The organism is Streptacidiphilus melanogenes, from assembly GCF_000787835.1.
Classification (GTDB): Bacteria; Actinomycetota; Actinomycetes; order Streptomycetales; family Streptomycetaceae; genus Streptacidiphilus; species Streptacidiphilus melanogenes.
Genome location: NZ_BBPP01000003.1, coordinates 142,730 through 158,272, shown reverse-complemented (window position 1 = coordinate 158,272; position 15,543 = coordinate 142,730). Strand labels below are relative to the sequence as shown.

At 71.7% G+C, this 15,543-nt stretch carries 16 protein-coding genes; 9 read left to right on the top strand and 7 right to left on the bottom strand.

Translation table 11 applies throughout. The features are described from left to right. Positions 1 to 13: 13 nt before the first annotated feature. Positions 14 to 409 (bottom strand): DUF3099 domain-containing protein, encoded by a 396-nt coding sequence (locus tag TR49_RS04595; protein WP_042377794.1) that lies wholly within the window; start codon positions 407 to 409, stop codon positions 14 to 16. Between the two features lie 327 nt (positions 410 to 736). On the opposite strand from TR49_RS04595, the gene TR49_RS04590 reads away from it, so the two are divergent. Continuing rightward, a complete protein-coding gene (locus TR49_RS04590; RefSeq protein WP_152627061.1) occupies positions 737 to 1,636 on the top strand; it encodes a protein-glutamine glutaminase family protein in 900 nt (299 codons plus the stop codon). 57 nt (positions 1,637 to 1,693) lie between these two features. Here TR49_RS04590 and TR49_RS04585 read toward each other — a convergent pair whose 3' ends face one another. The 5 genes from TR49_RS04585 to TR49_RS04565 all read right to left on the bottom strand — a co-directional run bounded on the left by TR49_RS04585 (position 1,694) and on the right by TR49_RS04565 (position 6,396). Further along, positions 1,694 to 2,605 (bottom strand): S41 family peptidase, encoded by a 912-nt coding sequence (locus TR49_RS04585; RefSeq protein ID WP_042377377.1) that lies wholly within the window; start codon positions 2,603 to 2,605, stop codon positions 1,694 to 1,696. A gap of 128 nt (positions 2,606 to 2,733) precedes the next feature. Beyond that, positions 2,734 to 3,492: an alpha/beta hydrolase family protein gene (locus tag TR49_RS04580; RefSeq protein ID WP_042377376.1), complete on the bottom strand. Its 759-nt coding sequence runs from the start codon at positions 3,490 to 3,492 to the stop codon at positions 2,734 to 2,736. Positions 3,493 to 3,627: 135 nt separating this feature from the next. Continuing rightward, positions 3,628 to 5,172, bottom strand: coding sequence for an FMN-binding glutamate synthase family protein (locus tag TR49_RS04575; protein ID WP_042377374.1), 1,545 nt, complete (start codon positions 5,170 to 5,172; stop codon positions 3,628 to 3,630). A 285-nt stretch (positions 5,173 to 5,457) separates the two neighbouring features. Further along, positions 5,458 to 5,955 carry an NUDIX domain-containing protein gene (locus TR49_RS04570; RefSeq protein ID WP_042377372.1) on the bottom strand — a complete coding sequence of 166 codons (498 nt, stop codon included), beginning with the start codon at positions 5,953 to 5,955 and terminating at the stop codon, positions 5,458 to 5,460. An 18-nt stretch (positions 5,956 to 5,973) separates the two neighbouring features. Then, positions 5,974 to 6,396 carry a pentapeptide repeat-containing protein gene (locus TR49_RS04565; RefSeq protein WP_042377371.1) on the bottom strand — a complete coding sequence of 141 codons (423 nt, stop codon included), beginning with the start codon at positions 6,394 to 6,396 and terminating at the stop codon, positions 5,974 to 5,976. A 113-nt stretch (positions 6,397 to 6,509) separates the two neighbouring features. Here TR49_RS04565 and pcp point away from each other — a divergent pair, with 113 nt between their 5' ends. Beyond that, entirely contained in the window at positions 6,510 to 7,157 is a 648-nt protein-coding gene (pcp, locus tag TR49_RS04560; protein WP_042377370.1) for a pyroglutamyl-peptidase I, read from the top strand. 118 nt (positions 7,158 to 7,275) lie between these two features. Beyond that, positions 7,276 to 7,863: a histidine phosphatase family protein gene (locus TR49_RS04555; RefSeq protein ID WP_042377369.1), complete on the top strand. Its 588-nt coding sequence runs from the start codon at positions 7,276 to 7,278 to the stop codon at positions 7,861 to 7,863. 584 nt (positions 7,864 to 8,447) lie between these two features. Here TR49_RS04555 and TR49_RS04550 read toward each other — a convergent pair. After that, a complete protein-coding gene (locus TR49_RS04550; RefSeq protein WP_042377367.1) occupies positions 8,448 to 9,053 on the bottom strand; it encodes an NIPSNAP family protein in 606 nt (201 codons plus the stop codon). 127 nt (positions 9,054 to 9,180) lie between these two features. Here TR49_RS04550 and TR49_RS04545 point away from each other — a divergent pair, with 127 nt between their 5' ends. The 6 genes from TR49_RS04545 (at position 9,181) to TR49_RS04520 (ending at position 15,495) form a co-directional block, all read left to right on the top strand. Next, positions 9,181 to 10,203: an AraC family transcriptional regulator ligand-binding domain-containing protein gene (locus TR49_RS04545; RefSeq protein ID WP_042377365.1), complete on the top strand. Its 1,023-nt coding sequence runs from the start codon at positions 9,181 to 9,183 to the stop codon at positions 10,201 to 10,203. Positions 10,204 to 10,391: 188 nt separating this feature from the next. Then, positions 10,392 to 11,483 (top strand): beta-keto acid cleavage family enzyme, encoded by a 1,092-nt coding sequence (locus tag TR49_RS04540; RefSeq protein ID WP_042377363.1) that lies wholly within the window; start codon positions 10,392 to 10,394, stop codon positions 11,481 to 11,483. A gap of 87 nt (positions 11,484 to 11,570) precedes the next feature. After that, on the top strand, positions 11,571 to 12,554 hold the full coding sequence (locus TR49_RS04535; RefSeq protein ID WP_042377360.1) for a quinone oxidoreductase family protein: 984 nt from the start codon (positions 11,571 to 11,573) through the stop codon (positions 12,552 to 12,554). A gap of 24 nt (positions 12,555 to 12,578) precedes the next feature. Beyond that, complete coding sequence (locus tag TR49_RS04530) at positions 12,579 to 13,484, top strand: TauD/TfdA dioxygenase family protein (RefSeq protein WP_042377359.1); 906 nt, start codon at positions 12,579 to 12,581, stop codon at positions 13,482 to 13,484. A 44-nt stretch (positions 13,485 to 13,528) separates the two neighbouring features. After that, complete coding sequence (locus TR49_RS04525; RefSeq protein WP_084724560.1) at positions 13,529 to 14,917, top strand: MFS transporter; 1,389 nt, start codon at positions 13,529 to 13,531, stop codon at positions 14,915 to 14,917. After that, positions 14,914 to 15,495, top strand: a complete 582-nt coding sequence (locus TR49_RS04520; RefSeq protein WP_042377357.1) for an RBBP9/YdeN family alpha/beta hydrolase — start codon at positions 14,914 to 14,916, stop codon at positions 15,493 to 15,495. The genes TR49_RS04525 and TR49_RS04520 overlap by 4 nt, the downstream gene beginning before the upstream one ends. Positions 15,496 to 15,543 lie beyond the last annotated feature (48 nt).

Below are 15,543 nucleotides of genomic sequence, written 5' to 3'. Positions count from 1 at the left end.
CCGGTGGCGGAGGTCAGGTCTCGTCGCCGGGGCCGTCGTCCCGCCGTGGCCCACGCCTCCAGTCGGCGCTCTCGCCGCGCGGCGGCGGCACGGACGGGCCCGGCCCGTGCGGGAGTCCCTGCTGGACGGGGGGCTCCGGGGTGTAACGCGAGTCGAACGGCTCGTCCGCGTTCTCGTGTCCGGCATTGGCGAACACGACGGCGATGTAGGGCAGGACACCGCCCGCGACGATGGCGATGACGGCGGCGACGCGGTCCACCTGCCACAGGACGATGGCCAGGATCACGCAGAGCGTGCGGATGCCCATGGTGAGGGCGTAGCGGCGCTGCCGGTGGCGGATGTCCTCGGACAGTCCGGGCCTGGCGGCGGTGATGCGCACCGCCCCGTTGGTGTGGGAATGGAAGTGCATGACCTCCTCCTTCACCGTCGCGGCCCCCACGGAGTGACAATCGGACTCTACTCTTCCGATTTCTTTTACCCGGCATTCCCGGCGAGCACGCACCCCGGAGCCCGAGCACGAAACACCGCCTCCCGGGGGAGGACTGCCCGAAGGTCTGCCCTCGGGGACAGCGACGAGCCCTGTCGCTGAAGGCGATGATGGGATGTCGCCCCGCTGAGATGCGGACGAAGGGAGCGGTAGGTGCGCCGGTCGGCTCGTGACGAGACATACGCGCAGGGAACGGCCCGCCCGCTGAAGCGTGCCTCCGGGCGGCCTGACGCCCTCCCCTCCGGCCTGTTGGCGTTGCAGCGGAGCGCGGGCAACGCGGCCGTCACCGCGGCGATCCAGCGCATGGAGGCGCCGGGCGGCAAGCGCAAGCGCTCCGGATCACCAGAAGGCCAGGAGCCGCCGAAGCAGGCGCGGGAAGCCCAGTCCCCCTCCCCGGAGGAGGAAGAGGACTGGGCGGAGGACCAGTTCTCGCCGGAGACCCTGGAGGACATCGGCCGGGAGCAGGTCCGGTTGAACAGGCTGCTGGAGCGGATGGACGAGGAAGACGCCCCCGAACACGTCAAGGGTCTGGCCGAGGACAAGCTCGCGGTTCTCTCGCTGCTGCGGAACCTGGCTCCCCTGCGGTCGGCGGCCACGGTGCGCGAGGCCATCAGGCTCGTCGGCGAGCGGCCGAAGAGCAACGCGAGGACCAAGTACCTGGCGAAACTGGAGGAACAGCTCGACTACCTCGCGGAGACCTTCCCGGACCAGGGTCCACCGACCGCGAAGACCCTGCGAACCCTGTGGCCCCAGCTGGCACCCGCCTTCAGCAGCGCCGGCGGTCAGGTCGGCCAGGACGGCTGCGAGGACCGGGCCCACGCGATCTGCCTGGCCATCGCCGAGATCGCGCCGGAGATCGCCGCCCACCACCTCTCGAAGCAGTGGGCCACCTCCTCGGGAGCCCGACTGCACGCGGACCACCGGTGGAACCACCACGTCGCGGCCTCGGTGACGACCGCGGACGGAGTCCTGGTCATCGATCCGGTCTTCTCCCGTTCCGGCCCGATCGACCTGGACACGTGGGCCGACCACGTCCAGGTGGACAAGGAGACCAACGTCCACCAGGTCGCCTGGGGCTTCCTCGGAAGGCCCGGCACGGACAACCGCCCGGACGCCAACAGCGCCACGGAGTACACGCCGCAGGCCTGACACCCGACGTTTCCCCGCCCGGCACGTGATCGCCCGGCGGGGACGAAGTGAACGGAGCTAGGCCAAGCGCGCCACGGCCAGGGACAGCGCGCGGTCGAGCGCCGCCTCGGCGTCGCACGGTACGTCGGGCTGGACGCCGGTGCCCTCCCAGTTGGCGCCCGAGACCGGGTTGACCGCGCGGGCGATCGGCACGCTGAGCTCCAGGTGCGGGTGCACCGTCCAGCCCTCGCGCGGGTGCGCGCCGCCCCGGGTGGGCTCCCCGACGATCTCGGCGCGGCCGAGCTGCTGCAGGTCGTAGGCGAGTTCCTCGGCCGCCGAGAAGGTCTTTCCGCTGGTCAGCAGGTAGAGCGGCTTGCTGCCGCCGAAGCGGGCACCCGGCACGAACGGAGGCGTCCAGGACTGCTCGGCCACCTCCCCCTGCCGCGAGAGCATGGTGTTGAGATGTCTCCGGCCGTCGAGCAGGTAGCCGCAGACGAAGGCGACCGTGTCCGGGTCGCCGCCGGTGTTCCGGCGCAGGTCCAGGATGAGGGCGTCGGCGGGTGCCACCAACGAGAGCGCCGCGGCCAGCGGCTGCGCCGCCCAGTCCAGCGGGAACATGTTGGGCGCGATCTCCAGGACCGCGACGCCGCGGTCGAGGAGCTCCACCCGGGGAACGCCGCCGAGGGAGGCGTCGAACTCCCTCCGCATCGCGGCGAGTACCGCCGTGCCGCGCTCACGCGGCACCGGCACGGCGTGGTGCTTGAGCGCCAGGTGCAGGTCGCCGTTGACGGACCGCAGGTCGGCGGTGACTGCCTCGGCCAACTCCTCGGCGGATTCCGTCCGGTAGGCCTCCTCGGCACTCCGGCACCGCAGCAGGGACGCGAGTTGCCGGGCGACGTCAGGGAAGACGTAGTTCTCGCAGACCAGTTCGGCGATGGACTCGATGACGACGACGGTGTCCAGCGCAGGTGACGAAGGAGTGGCGGTCATGGGAGGGAGTAGACCAGCAGCTTGTCAGACCGTCAAACGATCAGTCGGCTCACCCGCCGACTGCCGGCGGCCCGGCCTCCTGGTGACGCTCCACCAGCAGGCCGGGACCCCGGCGGTCGGCAGGGCCGTCACGGATCGATGTACTGGTCGGCCCACGCGCTGATGATGTGGGCGGCGCGCTTCGCCTGGCCGCGCGCGGTCAGGAGGTGGTCGGCTCCTTCGAGCGAGATGAAGCTGCGCGGGTGGCGCGCCTCGCGGAAGATCTCGCCCGCGTTGGCGATGTCGACGGTGTCGTCGGTGGGCGAGTGCATGACGAGCAGCGGCATGTTCAGCTCGCGGATGCGGTCACGCAGGCGCGCCTGGCGGACGTCGTTGACGAAGGCGCGCTTGAGGACCAGGGTCCGGCCGCCGACGAACCACTCGTGCGAGCCGTCGCTGAGGACACGGTCCACGACGGCGTCGTACTGGTGCTCGACGGTGCTGGGGTTGGAGGGCGCGCCGATCGTGGCGACCGCGCGGACGCCCTTCGACTCGGCCGCGGCGGCGATGGCCGCGGCGCCTCCCCAGGAGTGCCCGACCAGCAGGTCGGCCGGAGTCCCGCGCTCGGCCATCAGCGCCGCCGCACGGACGGTGTCCTGGACCTTGACCGTGAAGGAGCCGTCGCCCCAGTCGCCGTCGGAGTCGCCGATACCGAGGTTGTCGTAGCGCAGCATGCCGATCCCCTCCCGGGCCAGCTGCTTGCTGACACGCGAGGCGGCGGGCGAGTTCCTGCCGAGGGTGAAGCCGTGGACGAAGATCCCCCAGCCCCGGATCTCGCCTTCCGGCAGATCGATCGACCCGGCCAGTTCGGGGCCGACGACGCTCTTGAATCTCACTTCTTCAGTCATGGTGTGCTCGCCTCAGCGTGGAACTGTTCGTCGGGAGGGGCAGGGCAGGGCTGACGCCGGTCCCGCACCCGTGCTCCCGGCCGGGCAGGACAGGCCGGGAGCACGGAACGCGGGTCTTCGGTCGCCCTCAGCGCGTCAGAGAGTCGGCGCCTGGTCGGAGGCCGGCTTGGCGGTCATCAGGGCCGTGATCTCCTTGGCGAGCTGCGGGCCGAGCTCGCCCCAGCCGTCCTTGTAACCGTAGACGCCGCCGAGGGTGCGCGCCTCGTAGTCGCCGTTCATGATCTCGATGTCGTTCGCCGTGATCAGCGCCGGGTGAGCCACACCGACCGCGCCCGAGACCTTGGTCAGCTCCTTGCGCAGGGTGCGCAGGTAGACGGCGGCCCGGGTGGACTTCGACTCCGGGTCGAGGCCGCGGGCCAGCCAGGCGTTCTGGGTGGCGATGCCGGTGGGGCACTTGTCCGTGTGGCACTTCTGCGACTGGATGCAGCCGATGGACAGCATCGCCTCGCGGGCGACGTTGATCATGTCGGCGCCCAGGGCGAAGGCGACCGCCGCGTTCTCCGGCAGACCGAGCTTGCCGGAGCCTATGAAGGTCAGGTCGTCGGTCAGGCCCAGCTCGGCGAAGGTGCCGTAGACCCGGGAGAAGCCCATGCGGAACGGCAGCGAGACCGAGTCGGCGAAGATCCGGGGCGCGGCGCCGGTGCCGCCCTCGCTGCCGTCGATGGTCACGAAGTCGACGCCGCGGTCGCCGCGCTCCATGAGCGTGGCCAGCTCCTGCCAGAAGCCCATGTCGCCGACCGCGCTCTTGACGCCGACCGGCCGGCCGGTCTCGGCGGCGAGCAGCTCGACGAAGTCGAGCATCGAGTCGACGTCGCCGAACGCGGTGTGCCGGGACGGCGAGGCGCAGTCCTTGCCGACCGGGATGCCGCGGATCGCCGCGATCTCCGGGGTCACCTTCGCGCCGGGCAGCATGCCGCCCAGGCCCGGCTTGGCGCCCTGGGAGAGCTTGATCTCGAGCGCCTTGACCGGGGCGCTCGCGACGACCTCCTTGAGCTTGTCGAGGTTGAAGCTCCCGTCCTCGTTGCGGCAGCCGAAGTAGGCGGTGCCGATCTGCAGGACGACGTCGCCGCCGTTGCGGTGGTACGGGGAGAGGCCGCCCTCACCGGTGTTGTGCATGGTGCCCGCCAGCGCCGCGCCCTTGTTGAGCGCGGTGATGGCCGCGCCCGAGAGCGACCCGAAGCTCATCGCCGAGATGTTCACGACGCTGTTCGGCCGGAACGCCTTGGCGCGACCGCGCGGCCCGCCCAGCACCTTGGCCGAGGGCAGCGGGGACTGCGGGTCGTGCGCGTCCGGGAGCGGGCCGGCGAAGGTGCGCTGCTTGACGTAGGCGTGGCCCTGGACATGCTCGACGTCGACCTCGGTGCCGAAACCGAAGTAGTTGTTCTCTTCCTTCGCCGACGCGTAGATCCAGCTGCGCTGGTCCCGGCTGAACGGGCGCTCCTCCTCGTTGGAGGTCACGATGTACTGCCGCAGCTCCGGCCCGATCGTCTCCAGCAGGTACCGGGCGTGCCCGACCACCGGGAAGTTCCGGAGCAGTGCGTGCCTCTTCTGGACAAGGTCGCGGGCGGCGACCAGCGCCACTGCTGTTGCGGCGACGGCGCCGATCCTCCGGGCGTGCATGGACGTTCCTCCTCGGGGCATGGCTCCATCGCCATGCGGTGGACGACGTTGTGTCGTGTCGGGCACTGGACGACAGTCGCGGCCAGGGGCACACCGGCGTCCGTCGACGAAAGCGAGATGATATTAGGAGGCTCGGCCGGGAGGCGTTCGGCCAGGGTGCCGGTCCGGCGTTCGGCCTCGCGTCGACGGTGGTGGAGCCGCTCGGCATCATCGCCGGACGTGATGGCGGCCCGGTGGCCAGGGCCCGAACAGAGACTCGTGCTCTCGACCCGATTCGGTGACTGCTCAGAACCTCTCGTGATAGCAGGGGACACCCGTGCTCCGGGCGTGGAGGAAGGCGGCGACGCACTCGTATTGCTCCGGGGTCAGCTCGGGGCGCCAGCCCTCCAGGTCGCGGACCTCCCAGGCGGTGTGCTCGGACGGGTCGAGGCGGATCGTCCTCAACTGCGCCTGCGACAAGGCGCCGCCGTCGAAGATGTAGCCGAGGTGCGCATAGGGCCAGTAGGGGCGCGGGGCGATGTAGCGGGTGCCCAACAGGCGCGGCGCGCCCCGGTACTCGATCCCGGTCTCCTCCAGGCACTCGCGGACCGCGACCTGCCACGGGCTCTCGGCCGGGTCGTCGAGGTTCCCGCCGGGCCACTGCCAGCGCTCGAGCCGCTGCTCCTCCACCGCTTTGAGCTGGAGCAGCCGCCCGGCGTCATCGGTGAACATCAGGCAGCTGAACACCGTGGCCTTCGGCAACGCGGCGCTGTACTGCTCCGGCGGGATCCACTTCTGCGACACCTCGGGTCCTCTGCTCTCTCAGGGTTCCGGCGGCCAACCGATGACGTCGACCAGCTGGACGTCCCGGAGGAGCGCCCCGTCGAGGCGGACACCGGTGGCGTCGGTGAGGCCGTAGGACGGTCTGCCGGTGTTCACTCGGCCGATCCTGGCGTAGCTGAGATCCTCCGCACGCAGGTCGGCCGCCCGTAGGTCGCAGGCGGACAACCGCGCCCCACGGAGCGACGCTCCGCGCAGGTCCGCGCCGCTGAGATCACAGAACGTGAACGAGCAACCGTCCAGGGTGGCGTGCCGCAGATCGACGCCCCCGAACGAGCAGCGCGTGAAGCGCACCTGCAGAGGGCGGACAGAGGTCAGGTCCTGCCCCGCGAAGTCCTCCCCGTTCAGGCCCGCGTAGAGCGGGAGCGCCGCGAGGCGGCGTCTGGCGTCCGTCGGCGCGGTCATGCTCCACAGCCTGACAGGCATCCCCGATCCGGTCTCGCCGTTTTCCGCGGGTGAGTCCGGGACTATCCTGATCCGCCGCACGCCGTCGCTTCCCTCCGAAAGGTCCGCCGCTGATGACCCGGGTCCTGCTCACCGGTTTCGAGCCCTTCGACGGCGAGACGACGAACCCGTCCTGGGAGGCAGCCCGGTTGGTGGCCGAGGGTCCGCACCCGGAGGGGATGGAGGTGACGAGCGTGCTCCTGCCGTGCGTCTTCGACGCGTCCGTGGGGGCGCTGCGCGAGGCGATCAGGAAGACGGAGCCGGACCTCGTCCTCGCGCTCGGCCAGGCCACCGGGCGGGCGGGGATCTCGGTGGAGCGCGTGGCCGTGAACCTCAGCGACGCGCGGATCCCGGACAACGCCGGGCAGCAGCCCGTCGACCAGCCGGTCGTGCCGGGCGGGCCGGCGGCGTACTTCGCCGCGCTGCCGGTGAAGGCGTGCGTGGCCGCGGTCCGGGAGGCGGGCGTGCCCGCCTCCCTCTCCCACACCGCGGGAACCTTCGTCTGCAACCACGTCTTCTACGCCCTGCTGCACCTGATAGCCACCGAGCGCCCGCACCTGCGCGGCGGCTTCGTCCACGTCCCTGCGGCACCCGACCAGGTGCTGGACCAGGCCGTCCCCTCGCTCCCCACCGCGACCGTGGCCCACGGCCTCCGCGCCCTCCTCACCGCCGCCGCAACCCGTCACGAGGACCTCCGGGTGCCGGGAGGCAGTACCCACTAGCCCGCTGAGAGGTCATCTCCCTCAGTGGGCCCGTCCGGGGCGATGAGGGACCGGCGAGGGTGGCGAAGGCGATGAAACCCGTCTCGGAGTGCCACAAGATCAGATAGCGTGCGCGGCCATGGGTGAGCTGATAGTGATCAGGCACGGCCAGACCGCATGGAGCTTGTCGGGCCGGCATGCCGGACGGACCGACGTCGCACTGACCGCACCGGGCGAGGCCGCGGCCAGAGCTCTCGCTCCGAGACTGGCGCAGCGCCGTCTGGTCGCCGTGCTCAGCAGCCCACTGAGCCGCGCCATGCGGACGGCCGAGCTCGCCGGTCTGACCAGTGCCGAGCCCGATCCCGACCTGGTCGAGTGGGACTACGGCGGCTACGAAGGCCTGACCGCCGAGCAGATCCGCGAGACGAGGCCAGGCTGGGACCTGTGGCGCGACGGCGTCGCTCCGGGCGACGTCGACCACCCGGGCGAGCAACTCGCGCAGGTAGCCGCACGGGCGGACGCGGTACTGGACCGCATCCGTCCGCTGCTGGACGACGGCGACGTCGCCGTCGTCGCGCACGGCCACCTGGCTCGCGTTCTCACCGTCCGCTGGCTCGGCCTCGATGCGTCCGCGAGCCGACTGCTCGGCCATCCGCATCCGGGCACGCTCAGCGTCCTCGCCACCGAGGACGGGCAACCCATGATCTCCGCCTGGAACGTCCCGTAGCCCGAGCGCGCCGCCCCACATCTCACGCACGAGGCACCGGAACGTCCCGTCAGGAACCGCCGAACCAGCGTCGCTTTGCCCGAAGGTCGGGCATGGTGGCGTTCGCCGGAGCAACCGACGGGTCGTCGTACGCGCGGGACCGGGTCGGCGGTCCGGTCGAGCTTCATCTCAGCACCGGGACCGTAGGTCGCCCAGTTCCGCAGCACCTGTGCGGGAATGGTCGCCTGCCCGTTCCCGGAGCGGACCCCGAGCACGGCGACGCCGGTCTTCTCCAGGATGTCCCTCAGCCGCGCCGCATCGCAGTGCACCATCCTGGTGGCCGCCGGCAGCAGCTGCGCGCCGATGCCCGCATCGGTGAACCCGAGCAGCGTCGGCGACCGCTCATCGTCGAGGAGGAACAGCACCGATCCGGCGTCGGTGACGGGCGCGGAACACCCCGCCCTCGAACAACGCACCGAGCAACGCCTCCGGCGCGGGCTCGTCCCCGCCCGCACCGCGGTCAAGAAGTCGATCACGCGTGCTGCGTGGTGCCCGGCAACACCGGTTCCCCTCACGAACTCCGGCGCAACCGCGATACCCCATGCCTAACCCACCAGCCTCCCGGTGCGTGACGGCCCGTCACCCCGTGGACGCGCCGGGGAGGTCGTCACGGGTTCGAGGCGCAGGTGCTGGTGGGGCCAGGGCGAAGGGGCGGCCGTGGGGCCGAACCAGACGCGGACGTCCTCGCCGGTGCGGACGGGGAGGAGGGGGTAGTCGTTGTCGGCGTGCTCGGTGCGGTGCAGGGCGTGGATCGGGCGCAGGTGCCGGGCGGCGTAGTCGTCGAAGGCCGCCGGGTCCGAGGGGTGGCAGACGGTGACCGTCACCTCGCGGGCGCCCGGCTCGGGGGTGAAGTTCGGGCCGCGAAGGAGCAGGACGTCGTCGCTGTCGAGCATGGTGGCGTTGGCGACGTCGCGGTGCTCCCGCCACACCGGGCCGGTGTAGAAGGCCTCCAGCGAGCGCCGACGGTGCGTCATGTCGGGGAAGGCGCGTAGCCAGACGAAGCGGTCCGGGTCGTCGAGGTCGCGGAACCGGCCGCCGAGGGTGATGCCGACGGCCTCCTGGCCGGTCACGAACTCGCGCTCGAACAGCTCGATCAGGGTCTCCCGGGCGCCGGGGTGCAGGGTGTACTGCCGGAGTTCGACGATGCTCATACGCGGCAGGCTAGACGCGCTCCCCTGACACCTGCTGTCAGGGGAGGCACGGCTCGATCGACCTTGACTACACGGGACGGATGGCTTACCCCTTGGGGACAGGCACCGACCGGGAGGCGGCTAAGAAGTGAAACCCCTGGTCCGCACGGCGTCGCTGAACGGGTACGTCGAGCTCAGCCGGTCCGTCGGGATCGATCCGCAGCCGCTGCTGCGGCGGGTGGGGCTGGACGCTGCCGCCCTCACCGTGCCGGACCGGTGGATCGCGGGTTCGGCCGCGGTCCAGCTGCTGGAGCTCTCCGCTGCGGCGGCGCGGCGGCCGGACTTCGGGCTGCTGCTGGCCGAGTACCGGCGTCTGTCCACGCTGGGCCCGATCGGACTGGTCGTGCGGGAGGAGCCGGACGTGCGCAGCGCGCTCGGCCTGCTGCTGCGGCACGAGCACATGTACAACGAGCTGCTGCACATCCGGCTCTCGGAGGCGCAGGGCCTGGCGACGCTGAAGGTGACGCTGGACCTGGGCGAGGAGCTCGAGCACCGGCAGGCGACCGAGCTGGCGGTGGCGGCGCTGCACCGTGTCTTGCGCGGGTTCCTGGGCGAGCGCTGGCAGTCGCTGACCGTGTGTTTCACGCACCCGGCCCCGTCGGCGGAGGCCGGAACCCACCGGCGTCTCTTCGGCCCCCATGTGGAGTTCGAGCGCGAGTTCGACGGGTTCGTCTTCTACGCCGGCGAGCTCGACTCCCCCAACGCCCTCGCCGACCCCCAACTGCGCGCCTATGCGCGGCAGTACTTCGAGGCGATCGCCGTCCCCCGCGACACCGCCGCCGAGGACCGGGTGCGCGAGCTGATCGAGGTGCTGCTGCCGACCGGTCGCTGCTCGGTCGAGCAGATCGCCCACAGCCTCGGCGTCGACCGGCGCACTGTGCACCGTCGTCTCGCCGAGGCCGGGGAGACGTTCTCCTCGCTGCTGGGCGCCACGCGCCGGCAGCTGGCCGAGCAGCTCGTGGCGAGCCCGCGCCGGTCGCTGACGGAGATCTCCGGGCTGCTCGGCTTCGCCTCGCCGAGCGCGTTCTCACGCTGGTTTGGCCAGCAGTTCGGCTGCAGCGCCCGGGAGTGGCGCGCGCGGCGCGCTGCCGAGCGAGCCGCTGAGTACTGACCGGCCCAGGCGGCGCTGGCTGTCCCGAAATGACAAGTCAGCCGTCTCCATCGGTAAAGCGAAGCCCGTCGTCCGGATCTACGGTAGCGGCACCCCGCTGAGGGGCCCGCCCCGATCCTCGTCCTCGTCCCCGTCCCATCGGGACGAGTGCGACGAGCGGTCGGCCGTTCCTGTGAAGGAGAGGGACCGTGCACTTCCACGACGACTCGCTGTTCCCTGAGAACCAGGAGAAGCTCGTCATCCAGGCCGCGCCCTACGGCCCCGAGTGGCTGCCGGGCGACGCCGAGGACATCCCGCTGACCATGGACGAGCACGTCCAGGCCGCCGTCGACTGCTACAACGCCGGCGCCACCGTGCTGCACATCCACGTCCGCGAGCTCGACGGGCACGGCTCGAAGCGGATGTCGATGTTCAACGAGCTGCTGACCCGGCTGCGCGAGGCGGTGCCCGACATGGTGCTGCAGATCGGCGGCTCGATCTCGTTCGCCCCCGAGGAGGGCGGCGACGAGGCGAAGTGGCTCAGCTACGACACCCGGCACCTGCTGGCCAAGCTGGACCCCCGGCCGGACCAGGTGACGATCGCGATCAACACCTACCAGATGAACATCGTCGAGATCATGACCGCCGACGACCTCGACGGCACCTCGATCGGCGCCAACCCGGCCCTGTACAAGGCGTACCGGAACATGGTCGTCGAGGCCGGGCCGGACTTCTACCTGGAGCACCTGAAGCGGCTGACCGCCAACGGGATCCAGCCCCACTTCCAACTCGCCACCCTGGCACAGCTGGAGACCGTCGAGCGGCTGATCCGCAAGGGGATCTGGACCGGTCCGCTGGTGCTCAACTACGTGGCCATCGGCGGCGGCTTCGCCGGGCGGCACCCGGCTGACCTGGTCGAGTTCGTCCGCCGCGTCCCGGACGGCGCCGTGCTCACCATCGAGAGCTCGATGCGGGCGGTCGCGCCGATGAACGCCGTGGGCATCGCGCTCGGACAGCACGTCCGGGTCGGCAACGAGGACAACCTGTGGTTCCGCAAGGGCGAGCGGATGACCACGGTGAAGCAGATCGAGCAGATGGTCAGAATCTCCGAGGCGCTCGGCCGTGACATCGCCGGCGGCGCCGAGGCCCGGAAGATCTACAAGATCGGCGAGCACTACGGCAGCACCGAGGAGACCCTGGCCCGTCTGGGCATGGTGCCCAACCGCCAGCCCGGCCAGCGCGGCTTCATGCTCCGGCCCGAGGGCTCCGGCGGCGACATCCACCGGCCCCGGCCCGAGTAACCGCCCGATCCCGCACGGTTCCGCCACGCGGCCGTGCCGCATGCCCCCGCGCCTGCCCTCGCCCACCACCCACTCCTGGAGACTTCCGTGGCGTACGCCGTCCGCTTCCATCAGACGGGGGACCCGAGCGTCCTGCGGTACGAGAAGGTCGCCGTCGGCGATCCCGGCCCCGGCGAGGTCCGGGTCCGGCACGAGGCCGTGGGCCTCAACTTCGCCGACACCTACTTCCGATCCGGCCTGTATCCGTCCCCGCTCCCGGCGGGGATGGGCGTCGAGGCGGCCGGCGTGGTCGAGTCCGTCGGTGCGGGGGTCACCCACGTCGCCCCGGGCGACCGGGTCACCTACACCGGCAGCCCGCTGGGCGCCTACAGCACCGAACGGGTCCTGCCCGCCGCGCACCTGATCCGGCTACCCGACGCGATCGGCTGCGAGACGGCCGCCGCCATGACCATGCGCGGCCTGACCGCCGCCTACCTGCTGCGACGCATCGCGCGCATGCGGAACCTGAGGGCCGGGGACACGATCCTGCTGCACGCCGCGGCCGGCGGCGTGGGCCTGATCGTGGCCCAGTGGGCCAAGCTGCTGGGCCTGACCGTGATCGGCACCGTGTCGACCGAGGAGAAGGCCGAACTGGCCCGCGCCCACGGCGTGGACCACGTCGTCTTCTACCGGCGCGAGAACCTGCCCGAGCGGGTGCGCGAACTGACCGACGGCGCGGGTGTTCCGGTCGTCTACGACAGCGTCGGCCAGGACACCTACGCCGCCTCGCTCGCGTCGCTGGCCAAGCGCGGCGTGCTCGTCTGCTTCGGTACCGCCTCCGGCCCCGTCCCGCCGATCGACGCCGTGCAACTCGCCCTCGCGGGCTCGGTGTTCGTCACCCGCCCGGCGCTGGCCGACTACATCGCCGACTCCGCCGAGCGGGACGAGCTGTCGGCGGAGCTGTTCGGGCACGTCGCCTCCGGCCGTATCAGCATCCGGACCGACCAGCGCTACCGCCTCGAAGACGCCGTCCAGGCGCACCGCGACCTGGAGTCCGGACGCACCACCGGATCCTCCGTCTTCGTCCTGTGACCACTCCTTCCGGGAGGAAACATCATGACCGACACCCTGGCCACCGACACCACCCCCGCGAAGCCGCCCGAGGTCCGCGGCATCGTCGAGGCCGAGCCGCTGACCTCCACCATCGGCGCGCAGTTGCACGGCGTGGACCTCGCCGACGCGATCGCTGACGACGAGCTGTTCACCGAGATCCGCGCGCTGCTGCTGCGCCACAAGGTGCTGTTCCTGCGCGACCAGACGTTCAGCCGCGCCGAGCACGTCGCCTTCGCGCGGCGCTTCGGGCCGCTCATGGACCACCCCGTCGCCGGGAGCGATCCGGAGCACCCCGGGCTGGTTCGCATCCACAAGGGCTCGGAGCGGACCGCGGACTACGAGAACGCCCTGCACAGCGACGGCACCTGGCGCGAGGCCCCCGGCATGGGCGCGGTGCTGCGGTGCGTCGAGTGCCCACCGGTCGGCGGCGACACCCTCTGGGTCGACATGGCCGCGGCCTACCGGCGCCTGCCCGAGCACGTCAGGACGCAGATCGAGGGGCTGCGCGCCCGCCACAGCATCGAGGCCACCTTCGGGGCCGTCATGCCGCTCGAACAGCGGCACGCCCTCAAGGAGCAGTACCCGGACGCCGAGCACCCGGTGGTGCGCACCCACCCGGAGACCGGCGAGAAGATCCTCTTCGTCAACAGCTTCACCACGCACTTCGTCAACTACCACACGCCCGGGCGCGTCCGCTTCGGGCAGGACTTCGCCCCCGGGGCGGGTCAGCTGCTGCAGTACCTGACCAGCCAGGCTGCCGTCCCCGAGTTCCAGGTGCGCTGGCGCTGGCAGCCCAACTCGGTCGCCATCTGGGACAACCGCAGCACCCAGCACTACGCCGTCAACGACTACTGGCCCGCCGTCCGCCGCATGGAGCGCGCGGAGATCGTCGGCGACCGGCCCTTCTGAGCACACGTCACATCCAGTTACCCCCACAAGCCGAGGTGGCAACGATGAGGTTCCCCACCAGCGCCGGAACGTCGCCGGCCGTGCCCAGACGCTACGCCTGGGTCGTCTTCGCCCTGAGTTTCGCCCTGCTCCTGTCCGACTACATGTCGCGCCAGGTGCTGAACGCCGTCTTTCCGCTGCTCAAGGCCCAGTGGCTGCTGAGTGACGCCAAGCTGGGGTCCCTCAGCGGCGTCGTGGCGCTGGCCGTCGGGCTGCTCACCTTCCCGATGTCGTTCCTGGCGGACCGCTGGGGCCGGGTCAGGAGTCTGCTGTCCGCCGCCGTCCTGTGGAGCCTGGCCACCCTCGGGTGCGCGGTCTCCGCCGGCTACGGCCAGCTCTTCGTCGGCCGGATCTTCGTCGGTATCGGTGAGGCGGCCTACGGCAGTGTGGGCATCGCGGTCGTCCTCAGCGTCTTCCCCGTGGCGCTCCGGGCGACGCTCTCCGGTGCGTTCATCGCCGGGGGCGCCTTCGGGTCGGTGCTCGGCGTCGCGCTCGGCGGCGCACTGGCCCAGCAGTTCGGCTGGCGCTGGGCGTTCGGGGCGATGGGCATCCTCGGCCTGGTCCTGGCGGCGGTCTTCGCCCTGGTGGTGACGGAGAAGCGACTCGACCCGAAGGGCGCCGCGGCAGCCGGGGCCGGGCCGCGCGCCTCCGCCCCGCTCCCGTCGCTGCTGCCGCAGCTGTTCTCCTCCGTCTCGGTGATCAGCGCCTACCTGGGCAGCGGCCTGCAGTTCCTGGTCCCGGGCGCGCTCATCGCCTGGCTGCCCAGCTACTTCAACCGCTACTACCACCTGAGCACCGCCAAGTCCGGTGCGACCGCCGGGCTGTTCACCCTGCTGATCGGCGTCGGCATGATCGCGGGCGGGGTCCTCTCCGACCGGATCAGCCAGACCGTGCCCACCCGCAAGTGGGCCGTCGCGATCGGCAGCAGCCTCGCCTCGCTGGTGCTGCTCACCGGCGCCTTCAGCCTCCCCGACGGGTCCTTGCAGCTGGTCCTGCTGGCGGCGGGATGTCTGGCCTGCGCGGGCACGGCCGGGCCGGCCGCGGCGATGGTCGCCAACCTCACCCCTGCCCTGGTTTCCGCGACCGCCTTCGCCACGCTCACCCTGTCCAACAGCCTGCTGGGCCTCGCCCCGGGACCGTCGCTTACCGGCGTGCTGGCCGACCACGCGGGGCTGCGCGGCGCCCTGCAACTGGTGCCGCTGGTGTCCGTGGTGACGGTGGCCGTCTTCCTCCTCGGCCGCCGCTGCTACCCCCGCGACCTCGTCCGGCTGACCGCCCGCTCGGCGCCGGCGGAGGCGGTCCGCCTCAGCGAAACGCCGGAAGTGCCGGAAGCGGCGGACACGCCGGAGACCACCCGACCCACGCAGCCCACGGAGACGGAGCTCCCCGCATGACCACCGAGGCCGAGCGGCCGACCGTCGTCCTGGTCCCCGGACTGCGCGACCACGTCGCCGAGCACTGGCAGACCGCCCTGTCCGACGCGCTCACCGCCACGGGCCGCGCGGTGCGGACGGTCCCGCCGCTGACCAAGGACCGGCTCAGCCGCGCCGCGCAGGTCGACGCCCTCCATCGGGTCGTGGCCGAGGTCGACGGGCCCGTCGTCCTGGTCGCCCACAGCGCGGGGGTCCTCACCACCGTGCACTGGGCCCACCGTCACAGCGCCGAGGTCACCGGCGCGCTGCTGGCCACGCCGCCGGACTTCGACACGGCCCTGCCGGACGGCCACCCCTCCCCCGAGGTCCTGGCCGACCACGGCTGGACCCCGGTGCCGCGCGTTCCGCTGCCGTTCCCCAGCATCGTCGCCGCCAGCGCGGACGACCCGCTGGGCGTGTTCGCGGCGGTCGCCGACCTGGCCCGTGACTGGGGCAGCCGCCTCGTCGAGCTCGGCCCGGTCGGCCACCTCAACCCGGCCTCCGGCTACGGCCCCTGGCCACGGGCGGAGGTCCTGCTCCAGCAGCTCGAACACGGCTGACCGCCGTCGGCGGCGACTTCCTCGCCACTCACCGGACGAACGACCGGG

Excerpts from the sequence above, each read along its gene's own strand:
- TR49_RS04595 (WP_042377794.1), bottom strand. The coding sequence starts at position 409 with ATGCACTTCCATTCCCACACCAACGGGGCGGTGCGCATCACCGCCGCC.
- TR49_RS04585 (WP_042377377.1), bottom strand. The coding sequence starts at position 2,605 with ATGACCGCCACTCCTTCGTCACCTGCGCTGGACACCGTCGTCGTCATC.
- TR49_RS04580 (WP_042377376.1), bottom strand. The coding sequence starts at position 3,492 with ATGACTGAAGAAGTGAGATTCAAGAGCGTCGTCGGCCCCGAACTGGCC.
- TR49_RS04575 (WP_042377374.1), bottom strand. The coding sequence starts at position 5,172 with ATGCACGCCCGGAGGATCGGCGCCGTCGCCGCAACAGCAGTGGCGCTG.
- TR49_RS04565 (WP_042377371.1), bottom strand. The coding sequence starts at position 6,396 with ATGACCGCGCCGACGGACGCCAGACGCCGCCTCGCGGCGCTCCCGCTC.
- pcp (WP_042377370.1), top strand. The coding sequence starts at position 6,510 with ATGACCCGGGTCCTGCTCACCGGTTTCGAGCCCTTCGACGGCGAGACG.
- TR49_RS04555 (WP_042377369.1), top strand. The coding sequence starts at position 7,276 with ATGGGTGAGCTGATAGTGATCAGGCACGGCCAGACCGCATGGAGCTTG.
- TR49_RS04550 (WP_042377367.1), bottom strand. The coding sequence starts at position 9,053 with ATGAGCATCGTCGAACTCCGGCAGTACACCCTGCACCCCGGCGCCCGG.
- TR49_RS04530 (WP_042377359.1), top strand. The coding sequence starts at position 12,579 with ATGACCGACACCCTGGCCACCGACACCACCCCCGCGAAGCCGCCCGAG.
- TR49_RS04525 (WP_084724560.1), top strand. The coding sequence starts at position 13,529 with ATGAGGTTCCCCACCAGCGCCGGAACGTCGCCGGCCGTGCCCAGACGC.
- TR49_RS04520 (WP_042377357.1), top strand. The coding sequence starts at position 14,914 with ATGACCACCGAGGCCGAGCGGCCGACCGTCGTCCTGGTCCCCGGACTG.